We start from the raw sequence: 21,820 nt of genomic DNA on the forward strand, positions 1-21,820 counted from the left end.
CGGCTGGATGAACGATGGCGCGTGGCCGAATGGTCACGTCCCGGTTGAACAATTTCCCGCATGCCGGAATAATGGCGCCTTTCCTGGTGAGCCCTCGCGGCCGTGTTCTGATTGCTATGTGGCACACCTTTGCTATCGATCCTGCCTGGGCTGTCGCGCTGGCTGCCGTGTTGGGCTTGTTGGTTGGCAGTTGGCTGACTGTCGTCGGCCATCGCTTGCCGCGGATGATGGAACGCGACTGGCTGCAGCAGGTCCAGGAATCCCAACAAGGGCAGCAGGACAGTCTCTCTGATGTCTCCGACGTAGTGCCTGGGCGTTCTTCCTATAACTTGTGGCGGCCCGGCTGGCATTGCCCGTTCTGTGCGGCGCCGGTGCGGGGCTGGCGCCGCGTACCGCTCGTGGGTTGGGTCCTTGCCCGCGGGCGCTGTCAATCATGCCGACGCAATATCGGCTGGCGCTACCCGTTGACCGAGATCTTGACCGCCTTGCTGTTCGGTTTATGCGCATGGCGTTTCGGGCCCACGCCGATTGCCCTATGTGCCATGGCGCTATGTGCGGCGCTGGTGGTGCTCTCGTGGATCGATTTGCAGACCAGCCTGCTGCCCGACGCGATCACCTTCCCTCTGGTATGGGCCGGGTTGTTGATCAACCTCAATGGCGCCTTGGCACCTCTGCCGCTGGCGGTGTTGGGCGCGGCGGTGGGCTATGTCTTCTTGTGGCTGCTGTTTCACATGTTTCGTTTGCTGACAGGTCGCGAGGGCATGGGCTATGGCGACTTCAAGCTGCTGGCGGCATTGGGGGCTTGGTTCGGCTTGGCGGCGCTTCCCTCGTTATTGCTGGTGGCGTCGCTGACCGGGGTGCTAGCTGCCGGATGTCTGCGCCTAACGGGCCACGCGCAGCGAGGCCAGGCATTGCCTTTCGGGCCCTACCTGGCGCTGGCAGGGGTTGTGGCGTTGTTTGCAGTGGCGGGGCGCTCTGCGTGGTTCTGAGCGCAGGGCGCGCCAAGCCATCTCGCGCTGAGGGCGCGGGCGTTGCTGCCGAACATACCTGCAGCGTATGCTGTCCTCGAACATGCAGGTCCGTCGCTTGCCGCGGCCTGGTAATGAGCAACACTCTCTGGGTGACTTAGTATGTACAAAATCGGCTTGACCGGCGGGATTGGCTCCGGCAAGACGCGGGTGGCGGATATGTTGGCCGAATGGGGCGCAGCGTTGGTCGATACCGATGCCATCGCCCATGCCCTGACCTCGCCGGGCGGAGAGGCGATGCCCGGCATCATCGCGGCGTTCGGGGGCGAGGCCGCGAACGCTGATGGGTCGTTGAATCGCGGCTGGATGCGGGACCTGGTGTTTCGCGAACCGCAGGCTCGTGCGCGCCTGGAAGGCATATTGCATCCGCTCATCGGCCTGCATACCGAGCGTGCCGCGGCGCAAGCCCAGGGCGTGTACCTCGTGTACGTCGTCCCATTATTGGTGGAGTCGGGGCGTTGGCGTGACCGGGTTGACCGCATCTGCGTCGTCGATTGCGACCCGGAAACCCAGGTCGCCCGGGTGCAGGCACGCAGCGGGCTGACGGCGGAAGCTATCCGGCGTATCATGGCGGCACAGGCCGCGCGGGCTACCCGGCTGGCGGCAGCGGACGATGTCATCGTGAACGATGGTGCGACCACTGCCAAACAGTTGCGCGCGCGGGCAAAGGCTCTGCACGACCGCTGGTGCCACATGGCGGCGGCATCGCGCCGGCCGCACTGTAGTGGTGTGGACGGCTTCCCTGAATAATCCGGCCCACGGGCCGATCACCAACAGGCCTGTAGCAAGCGTGATTCTTTTCGAATATCCATTTAACGAACGCATCCGAGCCTACCTTCGGCTGGAATATCTATTCGATAGGCTTTTCTTTTTCGCCGGCGAAGGCGACCCCCATCACCACCAGATCGCTGTCTCGACCTTGTTCGACATCCTGGATGCCACCGAACGGGCCGACGTCAAGACCTCCGTACTGCAGGATCTCGAGCGCCAACGCATGGCGCTGGTCGCGTTGCGCGATCACCCAGGTGTCGCTCAGGACGCCCTGGAGGCCATGCTGGGCGACATGGAGCGTACCGTCAGTGCACTGGCGGGCCAAGGCCGTGCCGGCCAGCCCTTGCGCGAAAACGAATGGTTGATCAGCCTGCGCGGTCGGCTGGCCGTCCCCGGCGGCGCCACCCAGGTCGATATGCCGTCCTATCATGCGTGGCAACACAAATCCGAGGCCGACCGTGCCGCCGATCTGCAAGCCTGGATCGCCCCGCTGCGGCCTTTATACGATGCGGTCGCCATGGCGCTGCGTTTGTTGCGAGAGTCCGGCCGCCGCACCGATATCGTGGCTGAGCAGGGCGGCTATCAGCAGATGCTGGCGGGCAAACTATTCCAACTGTTACGTGTCTGGGTGGACCCTGCTCGAGGTGTTTTTCCGGAAATCAGTGCGAACAAGTACATGATCTGGATCCGCTTCTCGTCCCAGGACGGCGATGCCAAACCGCAGCAAGTGGCCAAAGATATCGAGTTTCAGATGTCGCTTTGCAGCGCCTAGCTTTCCATATAGGTCTGATATCTGTTGCGGCGTATTTCAGTTCGGTTTTGAGGACATGGCAATTCCACGGACTTAGGGGACAATATCGGCTCCCGACGTTCGTCTGTGCTTGACCTCCTATGCCTGAAAGCCGATCTGCCACGCCTCGCCGCAAGACCCTTTGGGTCGTCATCATCCTGCTGGCAGTCGCCGCTATAGTCGCATGGTGGGTGTTTAACAAGCCTGGCGAGCAGAAGGCGTCCACGCAGGCTGCGCAACGGGCCAATGGCGGTGGACGTGGCGCGGGCGGCGGGATGCGCGGCATGGGAGCGGGCGCGATGCCGGACACGCCGGTGCGTGTCGCGGCAGCGTCGACGCAGACCATCGATATCGTACTGCGCGCACTTGGCACCGTGACCGCGTACAACACCGTGACCGTACGCAGCCGCGTCGACGGAGAATTGATCCGGGTAAATTTCAATGAGGGCCAACGCGTCAAGGCGGGGGATCTGCTGGCGCAGATCGATCCACGCCCCTACGAGGTGGCACTGGCGCAGGCCCAAGGCCAACAACAACAGAACCAGGCGTTATTAGCGAATGCTCGGCGCGACTTGCAGCGTTATCAGACCTTGTTCAAGCAAGACTCCATCGCGCGTCAGCAGCTCGATACGCAAGCAGCATTGGTCCGTCAATACGAGGGTACGCAGAAGGTCGATCAGGCTGCTGTCGACGATGCTCAACTGCAGTTGAGCTATACCCGCATCACCGCACCGATCAATGGCCGTTTAGGCCTGCGCAAAGTCGATCCGGGTAATCTGGTTTCGACCGGCGACACCGAAGGACTGGTCGTGATCACGCAGACTGAGCCTATCGCGGTCGTGTTTTCTTTGCCTGAAACGCAATTGCCAGAGGTGTTGGCGCAGGTGCGCCAGGGCCACACTTTGCAGGTACAGGCCTACGATCGTGCCGATGAAAAAGTGATTGCCACAGGGCAGCTGGAAACCGTGGACAATCAGATCGACATCACCACGGGTACCGTCAAGCTCAAGGCGCGTTTCGACAACAAGGACGATCTGTTATTTCCCAATCAGTTCGTCAATGTGCGGTTGTTGGTGCAAACACGCGACGATGCGACAGTGATCCCCACCGCGGCCGTGCAGCAGGGATCGGCAGGGCCTTTTGTATTCCTGATGCGTGATGACAATACCGTCGAGGTCCGGCAAGTACAGTTGGGGCCCATCAACGGTGACCGTGTGGCGGTCAATCAAGGCCTGGTGCCTGGGGATCGCGTCGTCATTGAGGGCACTGATCGATTGCGTACCGGAGCGAAGGTAAGCATCGTGACGGGCAACGCGACCATTCCCGCGACCCCTGGCGAGGCCATGGGCACAGGGCCGTCAGGGCGTCCCGCTCAAGGTCAATCTGCAACGAAGACGCCGTGAGTCTCTCTCGTCTGTTCATTCTGAGGCCGGTTGCCACCACCTTGTCGATGGTGGCAATCCTGATCGCCGGCTTTATTTCCTATCGCTTGCTGCCGGTATCGGCCCTGCCGGAGGTCGACTATCCCACGATTCAGGTGGTGACTCTGTATCCGGGGGCCAGTCCAGACGTGATGACCTCGTTGGTGACTTCGCCTCTGGAGCGCCAATTTGGACAGATGCCGGGGCTGAACCAGATGTCGTCGACCAGTTCGGGCGGCGCATCGGTGATTACGCTGCAATTCAGCCTGGACCTGGCTCTGGATGTGGCCGAGCAGGAAGTGCAGGCGGCGATCAACGCCGCGTCAAATCTGCTGCCCAGCGATTTGCCGGTGCCGCCCATCTATAACAAGGTCAACCCGGCCGACGCGCCCGTCATGACTTTGGCCATCAGCTCTCCGACCATGCCGCTGCCGCAGGTGCGCGATCTGGTCGATACCCGGATGGCGCAAAAGCTCTCGCAGGTGCCGGGGGTGGGGCTGGTCAGCGTGGCCGGCGGCCAGCGGCCTGCCGTGCGTATTCAGGTCAATCCCGTTGCGTTGGCCTCGACCGGCATGTCATTGGGGGATTTGCGCACGGCTGTGGTGGGCGCCAACGTCAATCAGCCTAAGGGTAATCTGGACGGGCCCGAGCGCTCGACGACGATCGATGCCAATGACCAGTTGAAGTCTCCTACCGAGTACAACGATCTGATCATTGCCTATCGCAATAATGCGCCGGTGCGCCTGTCCGATATCGCGACCGCCGTGTTAGGCGCCGAGGACGTTCGCCAGGCGGCCTGGGCCGGCGGCCAGCCGGCGATTCTGTTGAATGTGCAGCGGCAACCCGGCGCCAATGTCATTGACGTGGTGGACCAGATTCGCGCCATGATGCCGCAGTTGCAGGCATCCATGCCTGCAACGCTGGACCTCTCTGTGGTTTCCGATCGAACCCAGACGATCCGTGAGTCCGTGGCGGACGTGCAGTTCGAATTGTTGCTGGCCGTGGCTCTGGTCGTGATGGTGACCTTTGTCTTTTTACGGAGCTTGACTGCCACGGTGATCCCGAGCGTGGTGGTGCCGCTGTCGTTGGTGGGCACCTTCGGCATCATGTACTTGGCGGGCTTCAGTATCAACAACCTGACGCTGATGGCGTTGACGATTGCCACCGGGTTCGTGGTGGACGATGCCATCGTCATGATCGAAAACATCGCCCGGCACCAGGAGGAAGGCGAAACGCCGATGCAAGCCGCGTTGAAAGGCGCCGCACAGATCGGCTTTACCCTGGTGTCGTTGACCTTCTCGTTGATCGCCGTACTGATCCCCCTGTTGTTCATGACCGAGGTCGTGGGCAGGCTGTTTCGCGAGTTCGCCATTACCTTGGCGGTGGCGATACTGATTTCACTGGTGGTGTCGCTGACGTTGACGCCGATGATGTGTGCACGGCTGTTGCGTCCGGAATCGGAGCATCGCTATGGACGCTTTCACCGGACGACGGGCGCGTTTATCGATAGATGCATCGCCGGCTATGACCGTACGTTGCAGTGGGTGCTGCGCCATCAACCACTGACACTGCTGGTGGCGTTGGTGACATTCGCGCTCACTGTGCTGCTGTATATCGCGATCCCCAAGGGTTTCTTTCCGCAGCAAGACAGCGGCATGATCCAGGCGATCACTCAGGCGCCGGCCTCGATTTCGTTTACGGCGATGGCCAAACGCCAGCAAGAGGCCGCACAAATCATCCTGCAGGATCCGGATGTCGAGTCCGTGTCGTCGTTCATCGGCGTAGACGGCACTAACGCCACGTTGAATAGCGGCCGCATACAAATCGCGCTGAAACCAAACAAGGATCGCGATGCCGATCTGGCGACTATCAGCCAGAGATTGCAGGACGCCTTGGAAGACCATTTTGGATCACCGGGAACGACCGCGTCCGGCCGCGATGCTTCAGAGGCTGCGGCAACACTCCGGCCCGCCACGGCGACGCAACCGCCGCTGACGGTATATATGCAGCCGGTGCAGGATCTGACCATCGAGGATCGCGTCAGTCGCACGCAATATCAGATGACATTGTCCAATCCGGACATCGACGTGTTGGCCGAGTGGGCCCCCAAATTGGTCGAGCGTTTGTCTGCGCTGCCGGAAGTGACGGACGTGACCCACGATCTGCAAAACGACGGCTTGCAGACCTGGGTCGATATAGACCGCGATGCGGCGGCACGTCTGGGCATTACGACCTCAGCAATCGACGAGGCGCTGTACAACGCCTTTGGCCAGCGGCTGATTTCGACCATCTTTACGCAGTCCAATCAGTATCGCGTGGTGCTCGAGGTCTTGCCGCAATTCAGCAAATCGCCTGAATCATTGAACCAGGTGTACCTGACATCCGAGTCGGGTACCCAAGTTCCTCTGTCGACGGTGGCGCACATTTCAGAGGGGCACACCATGCTGGCGATCAGCCGGCTGGATCAATTCCCGATGACGACGCTGTCGTTCAATCTGGCGCCGGGCGCATCGCTATCGGGTGCGGTCGAGGCGATTACGGCAGCAGAGGCGGAAATCGGCATGCCGGCAGGCATCGAGACGCGTTTTCAAGGGGCTGCGCTGGCATTCCAGAATTCGTTGTCCAGCACGCTATGGTTGATCCTGGCTGCGATCGTCACGATGTATATCGTGCTGGGGGTGCTGTACGAGAGCTACATCCACCCGATCACCATTCTGTCGACCTTGCCTTCGGCGGCGGTGGGGGCTCTGCTGGCCTTGATGATCAGCGGTACGCAGCTCGATATGATCGGGATCATCGGCATTATTCTGTTGATCGGCATCGTCAAGAAAAACGCGATCATGATGATCGACTTTGCGCTGGAGGCCGAGCGCAAGCGCGGGCTCGCGCCCAGAGCCGCCATACACGAGGCGGCCTTGCTGCGTTTCCGTCCGATCCTGATGACGACGCTGGCGGCATTGTTTGGCGCATTGCCGCTGATGCTATCCACCGGTACGGGGGCCGAGTTACGCCAGCCTCTGGGTCTGGTCATGGTCGGTGGACTCTTGTTGAGCCAAATCCTGACGCTCTACACCACGCCGGTGATTTATCTGATGTTTGACCGTCTGGCGCGACGAGGCCGAGGCCGTGCGCGTGTCGCGGCGGAGCAGCCATGATCCTGTCGGCGCCGTTCATCGTTCGTCCGGTTGCCACCGTACTGTTGTGCCTGGGGATGGTGTTGGCAGGCGTACTGGCGTTTCGCTTGCTGCCTGTCGCGCCGCTGCCTCAAGTCGATTTGCCGATCATTTCCGTGTCGGCCAGTTTGCCGGGCGCGAGTCCCGAGACGATGGCCTCCAGTGTGGCGACACCATTGGAGCGTTCTCTCGGCAGCATTGCCGGCATTACCGAAATGACTTCGCGTAATTCGCAGGGGTCCACGCGCATCACGCTGCAATTCGACCTGAGCCGTGATATCAACGGCGCCGCCCGTGATGTACAGGCGGCCATCAATGCGGCGCGATCGCTTCTGCCCACGGGGATGCGCAGCAACCCCACCTATCACAAGGTCAATCCCTCGTCGGCGCCCATCATGGTGCTGGCCATGACGTCGGGCACATTGAGCCAGGGCAAACTGTATGACCTGGCCTCGACGATCGTGGCGCAAAAACTCGCTCAGGTAAATGGTATCGGCGAGGTTACGGTAGGCGGCAGTTCCTTGCCCGCGGTGCGCGTCAATTTGATTCCCGGTGCATTATCCAGTCGTGGCGTGTCGCTGGACGAGGTGCGCACGGCCTTGAGCGAAGCCAACGCCAACAAACCCAAAGGCATGATCGAAAGCGACGAGTATCACTGGCAAATCATGGCCAGCGATCAACTCGATCGAGCCGAACAGTATCGGCCCTTGATTGTGGCGTGGCGCGACGGATCCGCTATCCGGCTATCGGACGTGGCGACCGTCGAGGACTCGGTCGAAGACCTGTTTCAGACGGGCTATTACAACGATCGTAATGCCATTCTGATCATCATGCGACGCCAGGCCGACGCCAACATCATCGAGACGGTAGAGGCTGTGCGTGCGCAATTACCGCAGCTCTCGGCGCTGTTGCCGGGTGATGTCGATCTGACCGTTGCACAAGATCGCACGCCGAGTATCCGCGCCTCATTGCACGAGGCCGAGCTCACGCTGGTGGTCGCGGTCGGGCTGGTGATGCTGGTGGTGCTGCTGTTCTTGCGGCATTGGCGTGCTGCCCTGATCCCCAGCGTGGCAGTGCCGGTCTCGTTGATTGGCACCTTTTGCATCATGTATTGGTGCGGCTTTACGTTGAATACGATTTCGCTGATGGCGTTGATCGTGGCCACCGGCTTTGTGGTGGACGATGCCATCGTGGTGCTTGAGAACATCATGCGGCATATCGAGCGTGGAGCATCGCCATTGCGGGCAGCCTTGCGGGGATCGCGTGAGGTCGGCTTCACGGTGTTGTCGATGAGCCTGTCGCTGGTGGCCGTGTTCATCCCGATCCTGTTGATGGGCGGCGTGGTCGGCAGGTTGTTTCGCGAGTTTGCCGTGACCTTGTCGGCTTCTGTCATGGTATCGATGGTCGTGTCATTGACATTGACGCCCATGATGTGCGCCCAGCTGTTGCGTCAGCAGGCCCTGGAACAGCGGACGCCAGGCCGGGTGTCGCGAATGCTCGAGTCATTCTTTGAGGCATTGCTGCGCGGCTATCGTCGATCGTTGTCGTGGGCGTTGGCGCATGGGCGTTTGATGTTGGTGCTGCTGGCGGTGACTATCGGCTTGAACGTGTACCTGTATGCTGCTGTGCCGAAGGGATTTTTTCCGCAGCAGGATACCGGGCAGCTGATAGGAATTTTTCGCGTGGACCAGGGCACGTCGTTTCAAGCCATGGTTCCCAAGCTCGAGTACTTCCGCAAAGTCATCATGGCCGACCCAGCGGTGGCGAGTATTACGGTTCATGCGGGCGGCCGTGGCGGCAGTAACAGCAGCTTTATGATGATCCAGCTCAAGCCGCAGGACGAACGACGAGCCAGCGCGGTCGATGTGGTGAACCGCCTGAGAGGGCAATTGCAGAGTACTGCTGGCGCACGCGTCTTCTTGATTCCGCAGCAGGATATCTTTGTGGGCGGCGGGCAGGGTAGCGGTTCGTACGACTACACGCTGTTGGCCGGAGAGCTGTCGCTGCTGCGCACATGGACACCGAAGGTCAGGCAGGCCATGGCCGCGTTGCCTGAGCTGACGGATGTGGATTCCAGCGTTGAAGACAAAGGCCGACAGGTCAATTTGATCATTGACCGCGAGGCGGCAACGCGGCTGGGCATCAACATGTCCGATATTTCTGCGGTGTTGAACAACTCGTTCAGTCAACGCCAGGTTTCGGTAATGTATGGGCCGTTGAATCAGTATCGCGTTGTGTTGGGGGTGGATCAGCGCTTTGCCCAGGATGCCGAATCGCTCAAGCAGGTGCATGTCATCACGAGCGACGGGTCTCGTGTGCCGTTGGCGGCTTTTGCGCGATTTGAAATGGGCAATGCGCCATTGAGTGTGCAGCATAATGGCTTGTTTGCTGCTGACGAGATCTCTTTCAATCTCGCCCCTGGTGTGTCACAAGACCAGGCGATACGCGCGATCGATGCTGCAGTCGCACGCATTGGGCTGCCTTCGGATCAGATCCAGGCCGGCTTTCTCGGCACGGCCGCGGCGCAGCAGGCCTTGCAGAGCCAGCAGCCTTGGCTGATTCTGGCCGCGCTGGTCACGATGTATATCGTGCTGGGGATTTTGTACGAGAGCTTTGTGCATCCCTTGACCATTCTGTCGACGCTTCCGTCTGCCGGTATCGGTGCACTGTTGGCGTTGATGCTGGTGGGCAGCGAGTTCACGGTCATCGCCTTGATAGGGGTGTTTTTGCTGATCGGCATTGTCAAAAAGAATGCCATCATGATGGTGGATTTCGCCCTGGATGCGGAGCGCAGGTTGAATCTGTCGCCGCGCGATGCGATTTTTGAGGCCTGCCTGACGCGATTCCGACCCATTATGATGACCACGATGGCGGCGATTTTCGGCGCGCTGCCATTATTGCTGGCCACGGGGGCAGGTGTAGAAATGCGCCAGCCTCTGGGGGTGACGATCGTAGGTGGTCTGATCCTCAGCCAGATTTTGACGCTGTACACCACGCCTGTGGTCTATCTTTATCTGGACCGCTTCCGTTTATGGGCTCGCCGCCGTGCTGCACGTCGCACGATAGGCCCGCAACCTGATGTAGAACGCCAATAATGAGTCGCGCATCGTTTTCTTCTTTATCGCTTCGGTTTGGCCGAACGGCCGATGTACGCCTGTCGCGTTTGACTGTGGCCATGACGTGTTGCGCCCTGTTGGCCGCGTGCGCGGTGGGGCCGGATTATCAGCGTCCCGAGATCGATGTGGGCGAAGGGTATAGACAAGCTCAGGGTCAGGCGTCTGTACCATCCAGTTCTGGGATGCAGGGCGATGGCGCTCAGGCTCAATCCCCCAATGGCGCCGTCCAGACTGACGGCTGGACTCCTGCGAAACCGAGGGACACGGTTGAGCGTGGCGCATGGTGGCAGATATATGGCGATACCACCCTGAATGGTCTGATGGACCAGCTGAACGCATCGAACCAAACCATCGTGCAAGCCGAGGCCAACTACAGGCAGGCACAGGCTCTGGTACGAGGCGCGCGCGCCAGTTTTTTCCCTACTGTAGGGACGAGTGCCGGCGCGACACGGTCGGGGTCGGGCAGCGGATCGACCAGCAGCACTGGCAATGATTACGACCTGAGTGCATCGGTCAGTTGGGAGGTCGACATCTGGGGGCGAGTGCGTCGCCAGGTCGAGGCCAGCCGTGCTGAGGCCCAGGCCAGTTTTGCGGATTTGGCGAACACCCGGCTGAGTACGCAGTCGTCGCTCGCGCAAAACTATTTTCAATTGCGCGTGCTGGATGAGCAAAAGCGATTGCTGGAGTCGACGGTAGCCGCCTATGAGCGCTCGTTGAAATTGACGCAAAACCTCTATGACGCCGGCGTTGTCGGTAAATCGGATGTGACCGTGGCGTTGGCCCAATTGGAGGGCACGCGCGCCCAGTTGGTGGATCTGGAATGGCAGCGTGGTCAGTATGAGCATGCGATCGCCGTGCTGATCGGCTTGGCGCCCTCGCGCTTTACGCTGCCGGAGCAACCTTTCGCGCAGGTGATTCCGCAGATTCCTGTGGGATTGCCATCGCAATTGCTGGAGCGGCGTCCCGACGTCGCGTCGGCTGAGCGTTTGACGGCAGCAGCGAATGCCCAGATCGGTGTGGCGCAGTCGGCGTGGTTTCCCGATCTGACGTTAAGTGCCAATGGCGGATTTCGCAGCGGCGAGTTTGCGCAATGGCTGACGGCACCGGCGCGTTTCTGGTCCCTGGGGCCGGCGTTGGCGTTGACCTTGTTCGATGGCGGTGCCCGGCAGGCGCAATTGGAACAAGCCCGAGCAGCCTACGATGCCCAGGCCGCTGCGTATCGCCAGACAGTATTGAGCGCCTTGCAAGAGGTTGAAGACTATCTCATCCAATTGCGGGTGATGGGGCAAGAGCAGGTGGTGCAGCATCGGGCACTGGAAGCGGCGCGGGAGTCGTTGAGGTTGGCTCGGAATCAATATCGGGCTGGGACGATTGACTATCTGGATGTGGCCACGTTGGAAACGGGGGCACTGAACAGCGAACGGACGGCGCTGACGTTGATGGCTAATCGGCTGACGGCTAGCGTGCAGTTGATTGCGGCGCTGGGTGGGGGATGGGAAGGGGGTGTTGCTGAGGAATGATGGCGTTGGTGCGTGAGGGTGGGGTTCTATTGGTCGTCGAGCCGAGGCAATCGGCCCGGCCGGGCCGATTGCCTCGGCTCGACTAGCGACAACTAGAGCTCTCTGCACCGCTGGCACGACTGTCTTGCTTGGCGTTTTTCTGCAGCCGCGTTGGTATGGAGAAAGATCTTGCAGTGCGGCTTTCGGCGAGCGCCCTGCGCGCTCACCTCAAGCGATCGGTCCGGGCATGCGACGGGGTGGCGTGGTGCTTGGTTGGAAGATCTGCTTGGCTGCGAGTGAGGCTTGCGGCGATGATGCGCAGGGCAGCTTTTCCGGCGGCGTATCTAGCATGCGCGTGCCCGGAATCAGCGTTCCTCGCCGCAGACATGATTTGCGCTCACCAGGAGCGCGCTACAACGAGTGCCATACGTGGCATTACGTCAATGTGACTCGAGAGATCTTTTGTCGAGTAACGGTGCCACAGCCTGTGCATGCAGATCCCGAACGCGATTCACGGGTGTGCAGGGCACCCGTGAATCGCAGCCCTGCAAGATCTTTCTCTTCACCCAGGCTGATGCAAAAAAATGCCAAGCAAAAAAGCCGTGCCAGCGATGTGATGAGCTTGAGTTACTGCGAGTCGATGCGGGGCAGTGGCTGCGTGGGGGCGCCTCGTGGCCGAGTGGAGCGGACACCGTAGGGAGCGCGCAGGCGCGGACGAGGTGAGCGAACACGGTGTCCGGCGCGCAGGGCGCCGGACCGACCACGTGAAGCCCCCACGCAGCCACTGCCCCGCATCGACGCCCATAAGCACCAAACCCTCACACTCCAAGACACTCTACCTAAACAAACGACAACAAAACCCCCACTAAATCAGCCCCCGAATCCCCGCAATGCCATGCGCCCCATGCCGGCGCGCCTCATCCAGGGTATCGACAGACTGCCCTCCCAGCGCATACACAGGCAGCCCGGCATCCCTATTGCCGGCAACAAAACCATCCCATCCCATACCAGCTTGCCCCGGATGCGAAGGTGTTTCCAACACTGCTCCCAGCACAGCAAAATCCGCGCCCATTTCGCGCGCATGTACGATCTGTGCATTGTCGTGGGCTGACACGCCGACTAAAGCGCCTTCGGGCAACTCCGGCCGCGTATGTAACGCCGCTGCATCGTTCGTGCGTAAATGCACCCCGTCGGCCTGACGCCACCAGGCTGCAGGATGCGCGCTGTTGATCAGCACACGAGCACCCGCAGCGTGGCACAGTTTGACGATGGTCTGCACGGCGTCGCGCAGCGATGTGGCTCCAGGGCCATCAGGCCAATCCGGTTCACGGACTTGTACGAGCTTCAGGCCTCGTGCCAGCGCACGCTCCAGGCGCTCGAGAAATGCGGGCAACCCCGCACGCCCGCCGATGGACGTGATGCCATAAGCGTTGGGCAACTGCAGCCAACGCAACGGCGGCAGGGTGGCTGGCAGCAGATCGCCGACACTCGACGCCTCGGCGGGATTGACCCACTCCAGGCGTTGATTTTCCAGACTGCGCGGCTCGCCTTTCCAGCCGGTGACTTGGCAAAATGCCAGCCGAACGGTGGTGTGAGGATAGGCGTGCACATAAGTCACCCACGGCACCGCCTGCGTGACTTCGATACCGATTTCTTCTTGCAGCTCGCGCGCCAATGCTTGCAGCACGGTCTCGCCGGGCTCGAGTTTGCCGCCGGGCAGTTCCCACCAGCCCGCCCAAGGTTTGCCCTCGGGCCGTTGTCCCAGCAGGAGTTGGCCGTCGGGCCGCAGAATCAGGCCCGCAGCGACGTCTATGATGCCGTCAGACATGGCGTGCCGCCCAATCGCGGGCAAATTGATACGCCACCCGGCCCGAGCGTGAGCCGCGTTCCAGCGCCCATTGCAACGCCTCCGTGCGGCTGGACTCGATCTGATCCGCGGGGCAGTTCAATTCCTCCAGCCAGTGATACACGATATCCAGATAGTCATCCTGTTTGAACGGATGAAATGACAGCCACAGCCCGAAACGCTCGGACAGCGAGATTTTTTCCTCGACGGTTTCGCCCGGATGAATCTCGCCATCGGCCTGGTGCTTGGCCTGCAGGTTTTCGCTCATGTATTCCGGCATCAAGTGACGCCGGTTGGACGTCGCATAGATCAGCACGTTGTCGCCCGATGCCGACACCGAGCCATCCAGCACTGATTTCAGGGCCTTGTAGCCGGCTTCGCCTTCCTCGAAAGACAGGTCGTCGCAGAACACGATATAGCGTTCGGGACGCGCCGCGACCAGCTCGACGATGTCGGCCAGATCGCCCAGGTCGGATTTGTCGACCTCGATCAAACGCAGCCCTTGGTCGCCATAGGCGGCCAGCATGGCCTTGACGAGCGAGCTCTTGCCCGTGCCGCGCGCGCCGGTCATCAGCACATTGTTGGCCGGCTTTTTCTGCAGAAATTGACGTGTGTTCCGGTCGATGATGCCCTTCTGGCGTTCGATGTGCTGCAGATCGGTCATGTCGATGCGGGCGACATGCCGCACGGCATCCAGCCAGCCGCGTGCACCGCGTTTGCGCCAGCGGTAGGCATGGGCGGACCAATCAATCTCGGGCGGTGCGGCGGGCAGCCAGGCTTCGAGCTGGGCCAGCACGCGTTCGGCACGTTCGATCAGAACGGAAAAATCAGCAGCACTCACGTCGGTATTTCCTGCAGGGGCAACAACAAGACAACAAGGGCACGAGATTACGCGCCCTCAGCGATCAATGTATCAAGAGCGGTAATCGGCGTTGATGCTGACGTACTCGTGCGAGAAATCGCAGGTGTACACGGTGTCAGCTGCCTGGCCACGCGCCAGCGCGATGCGCACGGTGATTTCCGCTTGCTTCATGACACGCTGGCCGTCTGCTTCTTGGTAGTCCGGATTGCGGCCGCCGTCTTTGGCGACCAGCACGTCGTCCAGCCAGAGGCGCAGCTTCGAGACGTCCAGGTCGTCTACGCCGGCGTAGCCGATGGCAGCCAGGATGCGGCCCAGGTTGGGGTCGGAGGCGAAAAACGCCGTCTTCACCAGCGGCGAGTGGGCCACCGAGTAAGCGATTTTCAGGGCTTCTTCGGTGGTCAGGGCTTCTTCGACGCGTACGGTCATGAATTTGGTCGCGCCTTCGGCGTCGCGCACGATCTTCTGTGCCAGGTCCAGTGCGGCCGCAGCCAGCGCATCGCGCACGGCGGCATAGTGCGGATCAGCCTCGGAAGTGATCTCCACGCCCGATTGGCCGGTGGCAATGATGATGAACGAGTCGTTGGTGGACGTGTCGCCGTCGACGGTGATGCGGTTAAACGATTGGTTGGCGATTTCCAGGGCCAGCTTGCGCAGCACCGGTTGGGCGATGCCGGCGTCCGTGGCCAGGAAACTCAACATGGTGGCCATGTTCGGGCGGATCATGCCGGCGCCCTTGCTGATGCCGGTAAAGGTGACGGTCTTGCCGTCGATCTGCTGGCGCTGCGAGTGGATCTTGGGCTGCGTGTCGGTGGTCATGATGCCGTGGGCGGCGTTGAACCACTCGTTCGGGCCCAGGTTGCCCAGGGCCGCGGGCAGGGCAGCGGTCAGGCGATCCAGGGGCAGGGGCTCGAGAATGACGCCGGTCGAAAACGGCAGGATCTGCTGGGCGGGTACGTTCAGCAGCTTGCCCAGGGCCACGCAGGTGTCCTGGGCCTTTTTCAGGCCCTCGGCCCCGGTACCGGCATTGGCGTTGCCGGTATTGATCACCAGGGCGCGGATCGGGCCGCCCGCGGCCAGATGGGCTTCACAGACCTGCACCGGTGCGGCGCGGAAACGGTTGCGAGTGAACACGCCTGCCACATTTGAGCCAGGCGCCAGCTGGAAAACGGTCAAATCACGTCGGTTGGCCTTGCGGATACCGGCTTCGGTAACGCCGATGTCTACGCCGGCAACGGGAAAAATATCGGACTCGGAGGGGATCTGCAGGTTAACGGCCATGACTTCGTCTCTGTGGCGGGGCAAAAAGGATCTCGGGAACCCCACCTGTCAGGCGGGGGCTCCACGTATTATCCCACCATCGCGTGACGGGCCAAGTGAGCGCCCCGGGACGCTCCGGTTTCTACCGGGCGCGGGTACGGCTCGGATCTGGAAGATTTCAGGCATTGCGCCTCAGGCGCCCGCGAGACGGCGGCGCCAGTGTGCCCGATCGCGATCAGCGATCGTGTTTGCGGGTAGCGACGACTTGCAGTTTCAACTCGCCTAGGGCCTGATACAAGGCATCACGATGATCCTCGGGCAGATCGGCGAACATCCCTTTTACCCAGCCCTCGTGCGCACGCGCCATGCGAGCAAACACCCGGCGGCCCTGCGGTGTGAGTTTCAGGACAGAACTGCGCCGGTCGGTTTCGACCTTGGTGCGCATGACTAAGCCTTCTTTCTCGAGCTGGTCGGTGATGCCGGTGATATTGCCGTTGGTGACCATCATCCGGCGCGACAGCTCGCCCATTTTCATGCCCTTGGGCGCGCGTTGCAGCTGCGCCATCAGGTCAAAACGGGGCAAAGTGGTATCGAACTCGGTGCGCAGGCGGCTGCGAATCTCGGACTCGATCAGATTGCAGCAAGTCAGCATGCGCAGCCATAGGCGCAACGCATGGTGATCATCGGGCGCAGCGCGCGTTTCCAGGTCAGGCGTGTCGATCATGATATGGCGCAGAGCGAGTCTCGGTAAAAACCCTAGTCTTGTCTTGCCAGATACTTTAAACCTAAACTATGAGACACGCTAGTCCTGTTTGTGTCGTCCGGGAGATGTGCTCAGGTCAGCGACAGCCGTTTCGCATTCGCATTCCCTTATAAAAAACATCCGCCGCCCGCGGCGCAGGAGTACCACGATGCGTTTCATGACTTCTTTGGCGGCTGCAATGGTGCTGCTGCCAGCCCTCTCATCCGCCGATCCCGTCAAGGTCGGTATTGCTAATGATATATCGGGTCCGTTTTCTGCGCTTGGCGCCGAGGCGCGCGACGGGTTCAATCTGGCGATCAAGCAGTTGGGCGGCAAGCTGGGCGGCCAGCCGGCCGAGTTCCTGCAAACAGACATGGGCGGCAACCCCGATCAGGCGCGCCAACTGGTGTCCCGCTACATCCAGCGCGACAAAATCGATTTCTTTACCGGCCCCATCGGCTCGAACGTCGCGCTCGCAGTGGGCCCCGCGTTGTTCGCCGCCAAGGTACCTTATCTCTCCAACAACCCTGGCCCGAGCCAGTTTGCTGGCGAGCGCTGCAATCAATACTGGTTCGGCACCTCGTATCAGAACGACGCATTTCACGAGGCCGCAGGCAAAGTCGCCGCGGACAAGGGCTTCAAGAAAGTGCTGATCATGGCGCCGGACTATCCGGCAGGCAAGGACGCACTGACAGGATTCAAGCGCGGCTATAAGACTGACGTCGCCGAAGAGGTCTACACCAAACTCGGCCAGCTCGACTACGCTGCCGAGTTGGCGCAGATCCGTGCGGCCAAACCGGATGCGGTCTTTATCTTTTTGCCGGGCGGCATGGGCATCAATTTCGTCAAGCAATTCGTCTCGACAGGTCTGTCGCAAAGCGTCAAACTCATCGGTCCGGGTTTTTCGGCTGACGAGGATGTGATCCAGGCCGTTGGCGACCCGATGCTGGGCATGTTCAACACGGCGCAGTGGGCTCACGATCTGGATGTGCCGCAAAACAAGCAGTTTGTAGACGCTTTCCGCAAAGAGTATGGCGGCCGTTATCCGTCCGTCTATGCGGCGCAGGCCTATGACGTCATCATGGCCATGGACGCTGCAGTGAAACAGGCCGGCGGCAAAGCCTCTGACCGCGAAGCGATCGTGGCGGCACTCGCCAAGGCCGATTATCCCTCGGTGCGCGGCAAGTTCACCTACGGCAAAAACCATTATCCCATTCAGGCCTACTACCTGCGCGTGATCGAAAAAGACGGCGAAGGCCGCATCACCAACAAGCTGATAGGCAAGGTATTTGACGACTATCAGGACGTGTACGTGGGCCAGTGCAAGCTGTAGCCATGTAAGACACCCCGCGGGCCGGAGTACTTGATGACGCTAGTGGTCGAGCAGTTGCTAAACGGCCTGCAGTTCGGGCTGATGTTGTTTTTGATTGCCGCCGGGTTGACCTTGGTGTTCGGGATCATGGACATCATGAACCTGGCGCACGGTTCTTTGTATATGGCGGGCGCCTATGTCGCAGCCGAGACTATGCAACGCACCGGTTCTTTTCTCGCTGCGGTCCTGGTTGCCGCATTGGCGACGGGGGTAGTGGGCTTGGTGCTGGAGCGCCTTTTGATACGCCGCCTCGCTGTGCGCGATCACCTGGCGCAGGTTTTGGGCACGTATGCCGTTATTTTGATTGCCAATGATCTGGTCAAAATGATCTGGGGCCCTGCGCCGGTGATGTTGAATTTGCCGGCCGCTTTATCCGGGCCCGTGCGCTTGCTGCCCGATCTGATGTATCCCGCCTACCGGTTGATGATCATTGCTTGCGGGCTGGCCGCGGCGGTCGGTCTGTACTGGTTCGTGACGCGTACCCGCGCTGGCGTGTTGGTGCGGGCAGGCGCGTCCAATCGGCAAATGGCGACACTGATGGGCGTGCGCGTACCGCTGCTGTTTCTAGGGGTATTCACCATCGGCGCCATGTTGGCTGCGGTGGCAGGCGCACTGCTGGGGCCAATCACTGCGGTGCAAGTCGGGATGGGCGAAGAGATCCTGATTCTGGTACTGGTGTGCATTGTGATTGGCGGCATCGGGTCGATACGAGGCGCATTTGTCGGGGCCTTGTTGGTCGGGATGGTCGATACCGCCGGCCGGGCGTTTCTGCCCATGCTGTTGCGCGAGGTGTTGCCGCCCGCGATGGCGTCCAGCCTGGCGGCGACGCTCGCGGCGATTTCCATTTATCTGCTCATGGCTGTGGTGCTGGTATTCCGGCCGGCTGGGCTGTTTCCGGCACGTGGGTGAGCGATGCGCAAAGCAATCATAGGCAGTTGGATCGTGCTGTTGGCCTTGGCGATATTTCCGCTGGTGGCCGAGGCGATGGGACTGGATTTCTATGTGTCGGTCGTACGCCGTGTGCTGATCTACGCAGTGGCGGCGACGAGTCTGAATTTGATCCTGGGATACGGCGGCATGGTGGCGCTGGGGCATGCCGCGTTTTTCGGCGCGGGAGCTTATGTCGTCGGGATTCTGGAGTCCTATGGTGTTCAGGCGGGACTGATCGTCTGGCCTGCCGCCGCTGCGCTGGCAGGCGTTCTGGCATTGCTGATCGGTGCCGTATCTCTGCGCACGCGCGGGGTCTACTTCATCATGATCACCCTCGCTTTTGCGCAGATGGTGTATTACGTTTTCATCTCGCTGCGTCAGTATGGGGGAGAAGACGGCCTGAATCTGGCGGGGTATTCGTCCTTGCCCGGCGTGGACCTGGCTGACAGCAACAGCTTTTATTACGTCGTCCTGGCGTTGTTCGCCGTGTTGATGTGGGCTTTTGGGCGGTTGGTGAATTCGCGATTCGGAACTGCGCTGCAAGGGATACGCGAAAACGAATCGCGTATGGAGGCACTGGGCTATCCCGTATTTCGATTGAAGCTCGCGGCCTTTGCCCTCAGCGGCGCCGTGGCGGGATTGGCGGGGGCGTTGCTCGCCAATCACAACCTGTTTATTTCGCCTAGCCTGATGCATTGGACGCAATCAGCCAATCTGCTGGTCATGGTGCTGGTGGGCGGCATAGGTCTGCGTTACGGTGGCGTAGCGGGTGCGGTGGTGATGCTGGCGCTGGAGGAAATCCTGCGCATGTGGACGGAATATTGGCATCTGCCGCTGGGGATCTTGTTGCTGTGTGTGGTATTCGGAGCGCCGCGTGGTCTGGCGGGCCTGGTCGCGCCGTGGTTTGCAGGGGCGGCGGTGCGAGGAGGCCGGTCATGATTGATGTGGCAAAAACCTCGGCGCCTGTGTTGCAAGCGACCGGCCTGGTTCGCCGTTTTGGCGCGTTGCTGGCGACGGATCATGTTTCCTTGTCGCTGGTGCCTGGCGAAATCCATGCGCTGATCGGCCCCAACGGTGCGGGCAAATCCACCTTGATCCATTTATTGTCCGGGACCTTGCCGGCCGATGAAGGTAGTCTGGTGTTGGGCGGCGTCGATGTGACGCGTCTGAATGCGCACCAGCGCGTAGCGGCCGGCTTATCGCGTTCGTATCAGATCACGAATATTTTCAAGTCGTTCAGCGTGCTCGACAATCTATTGCTGGCGGCGCAGGCTCATGCGGGCAGCAGTTTCCGCTTCTGGAAGCCGCGCTCGGCCGATGCGGCGCTGTACGACACCGCGCATGCACTGGCCCGTCAATGTGCCATCGACGAGGCGTTGCTGGATCGTCCCGCTGCAACCTTGCCGCATGGCGAGCAGCGCAAGCTCGAGTTTGCCCTGGCCTTGGCTGCCAGGCCGAGCGTGTTGTTGTTGGACGAACCTATGGCGGGCATGGGGCCTGATGAAACACTGCGTTTGACCGATCTGATCGAGTCGATGCGGGGGCAGGCCGCCATGCTGTTGGTGGAACACGATATGCAAGCAGTATTCCGTCTGGCTGATCGTATCTCGGTGCTGGTGTATGGACGCGTCATCGCGACGGGAACGCCGGAGGAGATCCGCACGAACCCAGAAGTGCGCAAGGCCTACCTGGGTGACGATGATGCCTCTCACGGTGGAGTTGCACGTGTACAGGAGCAATCGCCATGTTGAGTATGCGCGCGGTCGAAAGCGGCTACGGGGCCAGCCAGGTGTTGTTCGGGGTGGACCTGGATATCAATGCGGGTCAGGTAGTCACGTTATTGGGACGCAATGGAATGGGCAAGAGCACCCTGTTGCGTACGATGTTCGGTCAGTTGCCGTTACGGGCGGGCAGTATTCGTTTTGCAGGCCAGGATATTGGCGGCTGGGCGCCGGATCGTATTGCCCGCGCGGGGTTGGCGATTGTGCCGGAGGGGCGGCAGTGTTTTCCGAATCTGACGGTGCGGGAGCATTTGACGGCATTTGTCGCGGCGCGTAATCCTGATATCGAGGCTCCTTGGACGGTTGACCGAGTTTTTGCGCTGTTTCCCCGGCTGAAGGAGCGTGCGGGCAATATGGGGAATCAGTTGTCTGGTGGCGAGCAGCAAATGCTGGCGATCGGGCGGGCGTTGGTGACGAATCCCAGACTGTTGATCCTGGATGAGGCGACCGAGGGACTGGCACCGTTGGTGCGTGAGGAAATCTGGAATTGTGTGGCTACGTTGAGAGAGGCGGGGCAGACGATTTTGGTGATTGATAAGTACGTGGAGAGGCTGCTGGGGTTGGCGGATTATCACGTAGTGCTTGAGCGCGGGCGGGTGGTTTGGACAGGGGATTCTGAGGCGTTGGATGGGGATCGGGGGGTTTGGGAGCGGTATTTGGGAGTTTGAAAAGGGGCGGTGTCGGAGAGTGGTCGTGGTTTTGCGTGAGGGTGGGGTTCTGATGGTCGTCGAGCCGAGGCAATCGGCCCGGCCGGGCTTCACAAAGTCGGTCCGGCGCGCGGGCGCCGGACATCGTGTTCGCTCGTCTCGTCCGCGCCTGCGCGCTCCCTTCGACGTCCGCTCCACTCGACTTTGAGGCGCCCGGCCGGGCCGATTGCCTCGGCTCGACTAGCGGCAACTAGAATTCTCTGCACCGCTGGCACGGCTTTCTTGCTTGGCGTTTTTTCGCAGCCGCATTGGTAAAGAGAAAAATCTTACGGTGCTGCTTTCGGCGAGCGCCCTGCGCGCTCACCTCAAGCTATCGGTCCGGGCATGCGACGGGGTGGCGTGGTGCCTGGTTGGAAGATCTGCTTGGCCGTGAGTGAGGCTCGCAGCGATGATGCACAGGGCAGTTTTTCCGGCGGTATATCCGTAGCATGTCCGTGCTCTGAATTAGAGTTCCTCGCCGCAGACATGATCTGAGCTCAACACGATCGCAACATAACCATTGCCATGCGTGGCATTACGTCAATG

The 21,820-nt window shown here is 60.8% G+C and carries 16 protein-coding genes; 12 read left to right on the forward strand and 4 right to left on the reverse strand.

Features of this window, described 5'->3' with window-relative positions; translation table 11 throughout:
• Positions 1-116: 116 nt before the first annotated feature.
• From CAL20_RS03650 to CAL20_RS03680, 7 genes are all read left to right on the forward strand, one after another.
• On the forward strand, positions 117-989 hold the full coding sequence (locus tag CAL20_RS03650; RefSeq protein WP_094837308.1) for a prepilin peptidase: 873 nt from the start codon (positions 117-119) through the stop codon (positions 987-989).
• Between the two features lie 141 nt (positions 990-1,130).
• Positions 1,131-1,778 carry a dephospho-CoA kinase gene (gene coaE / locus CAL20_RS03655; protein ID WP_094837203.1) on the forward strand — a complete coding sequence of 216 codons (648 nt, stop codon included), beginning with the start codon at positions 1,131-1,133 and terminating at the stop codon, positions 1,776-1,778.
• Positions 1,779-1,818: 40 nt separating this feature from the next.
• Positions 1,819-2,571: a cell division protein ZapD gene (zapD, locus tag CAL20_RS03660; protein WP_176456434.1), complete on the forward strand. Its 753-nt coding sequence runs from the start codon at positions 1,819-1,821 to the stop codon at positions 2,569-2,571.
• Positions 2,572-2,690: 119 nt separating this feature from the next.
• Complete coding sequence (locus tag CAL20_RS03665) at positions 2,691-3,992, forward strand: MdtA/MuxA family multidrug efflux RND transporter periplasmic adaptor subunit (protein ID WP_094819725.1); 1,302 nt, start codon at positions 2,691-2,693, stop codon at positions 3,990-3,992.
• Positions 3,989-7,165 (forward strand): efflux RND transporter permease subunit, encoded by a 3,177-nt coding sequence (locus CAL20_RS03670; protein ID WP_094837204.1) that lies wholly within the window; start codon positions 3,989-3,991, stop codon positions 7,163-7,165. Before CAL20_RS03665 ends, CAL20_RS03670 begins: the two co-directional genes overlap by 4 nt.
• Positions 7,162-10,278, forward strand: coding sequence for a multidrug efflux RND transporter permease subunit (locus CAL20_RS03675; RefSeq protein ID WP_094837205.1), 3,117 nt, complete (start codon positions 7,162-7,164; stop codon positions 10,276-10,278). Before CAL20_RS03670 ends, CAL20_RS03675 begins: the two co-directional genes overlap by 4 nt.
• Before the next feature lie 80 nt (positions 10,279-10,358).
• Positions 10,359-11,819, forward strand: coding sequence for an efflux transporter outer membrane subunit (locus tag CAL20_RS03680; protein ID WP_256981334.1), 1,461 nt, complete (start codon positions 10,359-10,361; stop codon positions 11,817-11,819).
• An 844-nt stretch (positions 11,820-12,663) separates the two neighbouring features.
• Here CAL20_RS03680 and CAL20_RS03685 read toward each other — a convergent pair.
• From CAL20_RS03685 to CAL20_RS03700, 4 genes are all read right to left on the reverse strand, one after another.
• Positions 12,664-13,626 (reverse strand): Nudix family hydrolase, encoded by a 963-nt coding sequence (locus CAL20_RS03685; RefSeq protein ID WP_094837207.1) that lies wholly within the window; start codon positions 13,624-13,626, stop codon positions 12,664-12,666.
• Positions 13,619-14,485 (reverse strand): ATP-binding protein, encoded by an 867-nt coding sequence (locus tag CAL20_RS03690; protein ID WP_094837208.1) that lies wholly within the window; start codon positions 14,483-14,485, stop codon positions 13,619-13,621. Before CAL20_RS03690 ends, CAL20_RS03685 begins: the two co-directional genes overlap by 8 nt.
• A gap of 72 nt (positions 14,486-14,557) precedes the next feature.
• Positions 14,558-15,784: a bifunctional glutamate N-acetyltransferase/amino-acid acetyltransferase ArgJ gene (gene argJ / locus CAL20_RS03695; protein ID WP_094837209.1), complete on the reverse strand. Its 1,227-nt coding sequence runs from the start codon at positions 15,782-15,784 to the stop codon at positions 14,558-14,560.
• A 214-nt stretch (positions 15,785-15,998) separates the two neighbouring features.
• Entirely contained in the window at positions 15,999-16,487 is a 489-nt protein-coding gene (locus CAL20_RS03700) for a MarR family winged helix-turn-helix transcriptional regulator (RefSeq protein WP_094819732.1), read from the reverse strand.
• A 187-nt stretch (positions 16,488-16,674) separates the two neighbouring features.
• Between CAL20_RS03700 and CAL20_RS03705 the strand changes: the two genes are divergently transcribed.
• From CAL20_RS03705 to CAL20_RS03725, 5 genes are read left to right on the forward strand one after another with little or no spacing between them, the layout of a single operon-like run.
• Positions 16,675-17,838 (forward strand): ABC transporter substrate-binding protein, encoded by a 1,164-nt coding sequence (locus CAL20_RS03705; RefSeq protein ID WP_094819733.1) that lies wholly within the window; start codon positions 16,675-16,677, stop codon positions 17,836-17,838.
• Positions 17,839-17,871: 33 nt separating this feature from the next.
• Positions 17,872-18,786: a branched-chain amino acid ABC transporter permease gene (locus tag CAL20_RS03710; protein ID WP_094819734.1), complete on the forward strand. Its 915-nt coding sequence runs from the start codon at positions 17,872-17,874 to the stop codon at positions 18,784-18,786.
• Positions 18,787-18,789: 3 nt separating this feature from the next.
• Positions 18,790-19,746: a branched-chain amino acid ABC transporter permease gene (locus CAL20_RS03715; protein ID WP_094837210.1), complete on the forward strand. Its 957-nt coding sequence runs from the start codon at positions 18,790-18,792 to the stop codon at positions 19,744-19,746.
• Positions 19,743-20,558, forward strand: a complete 816-nt coding sequence (locus CAL20_RS03720; RefSeq protein WP_094837211.1) for an ABC transporter ATP-binding protein — start codon at positions 19,743-19,745, stop codon at positions 20,556-20,558. Before CAL20_RS03715 ends, CAL20_RS03720 begins: the two co-directional genes overlap by 4 nt.
• A complete protein-coding gene (locus CAL20_RS03725) occupies positions 20,552-21,256 on the forward strand; it encodes an ABC transporter ATP-binding protein (protein ID WP_094837212.1) in 705 nt (234 codons plus the stop codon). Before CAL20_RS03720 ends, CAL20_RS03725 begins: the two co-directional genes overlap by 7 nt.
• Positions 21,257-21,820 lie beyond the last annotated feature (564 nt).

It is taken from the genome of Bordetella genomosp. 4 (assembly GCF_002261185.1).
GTDB lineage: Bacteria > Pseudomonadota > Gammaproteobacteria > Burkholderiales > Burkholderiaceae_B > Bordetella_A.

Excerpts from the sequence above, each read along its gene's own strand:
- CAL20_RS03665 (WP_094819725.1), top strand. The coding sequence starts at position 2,691 with ATGCCTGAAAGCCGATCTGCCACGCCTCGCCGCAAGACCCTTTGGGTC.
- CAL20_RS03725 (WP_094837212.1), top strand. The coding sequence starts at position 20,552 with ATGTTGAGTATGCGCGCGGTCGAAAGCGGCTACGGGGCCAGCCAGGTG.
- CAL20_RS03650 (WP_094837308.1), top strand. The coding sequence starts at position 117 with ATGTGGCACACCTTTGCTATCGATCCTGCCTGGGCTGTCGCGCTGGCT.
- CAL20_RS03680 (WP_256981334.1), top strand. The coding sequence starts at position 10,359 with ATGACGTGTTGCGCCCTGTTGGCCGCGTGCGCGGTGGGGCCGGATTAT.
- CAL20_RS03720 (WP_094837211.1), top strand. The coding sequence starts at position 19,743 with ATGATTGATGTGGCAAAAACCTCGGCGCCTGTGTTGCAAGCGACCGGC.
- CAL20_RS03710 (WP_094819734.1), top strand. The coding sequence starts at position 17,872 with ATGACGCTAGTGGTCGAGCAGTTGCTAAACGGCCTGCAGTTCGGGCTG.
- CAL20_RS03705 (WP_094819733.1), top strand. The coding sequence starts at position 16,675 with ATGCGTTTCATGACTTCTTTGGCGGCTGCAATGGTGCTGCTGCCAGCC.
- CAL20_RS03715 (WP_094837210.1), top strand. The coding sequence starts at position 18,790 with ATGCGCAAAGCAATCATAGGCAGTTGGATCGTGCTGTTGGCCTTGGCG.
- argJ (WP_094837209.1), bottom strand. The coding sequence starts at position 15,784 with ATGGCCGTTAACCTGCAGATCCCCTCCGAGTCCGATATTTTTCCCGTT.
- CAL20_RS03685 (WP_094837207.1), bottom strand. The coding sequence starts at position 13,626 with ATGTCTGACGGCATCATAGACGTCGCTGCGGGCCTGATTCTGCGGCCC.
- coaE (WP_094837203.1), top strand. The coding sequence starts at position 1,131 with ATGTACAAAATCGGCTTGACCGGCGGGATTGGCTCCGGCAAGACGCGG.
- CAL20_RS03700 (WP_094819732.1), bottom strand. The coding sequence starts at position 16,487 with ATGATCGACACGCCTGACCTGGAAACGCGCGCTGCGCCCGATGATCAC.
- CAL20_RS03675 (WP_094837205.1), top strand. The coding sequence starts at position 7,162 with ATGATCCTGTCGGCGCCGTTCATCGTTCGTCCGGTTGCCACCGTACTG.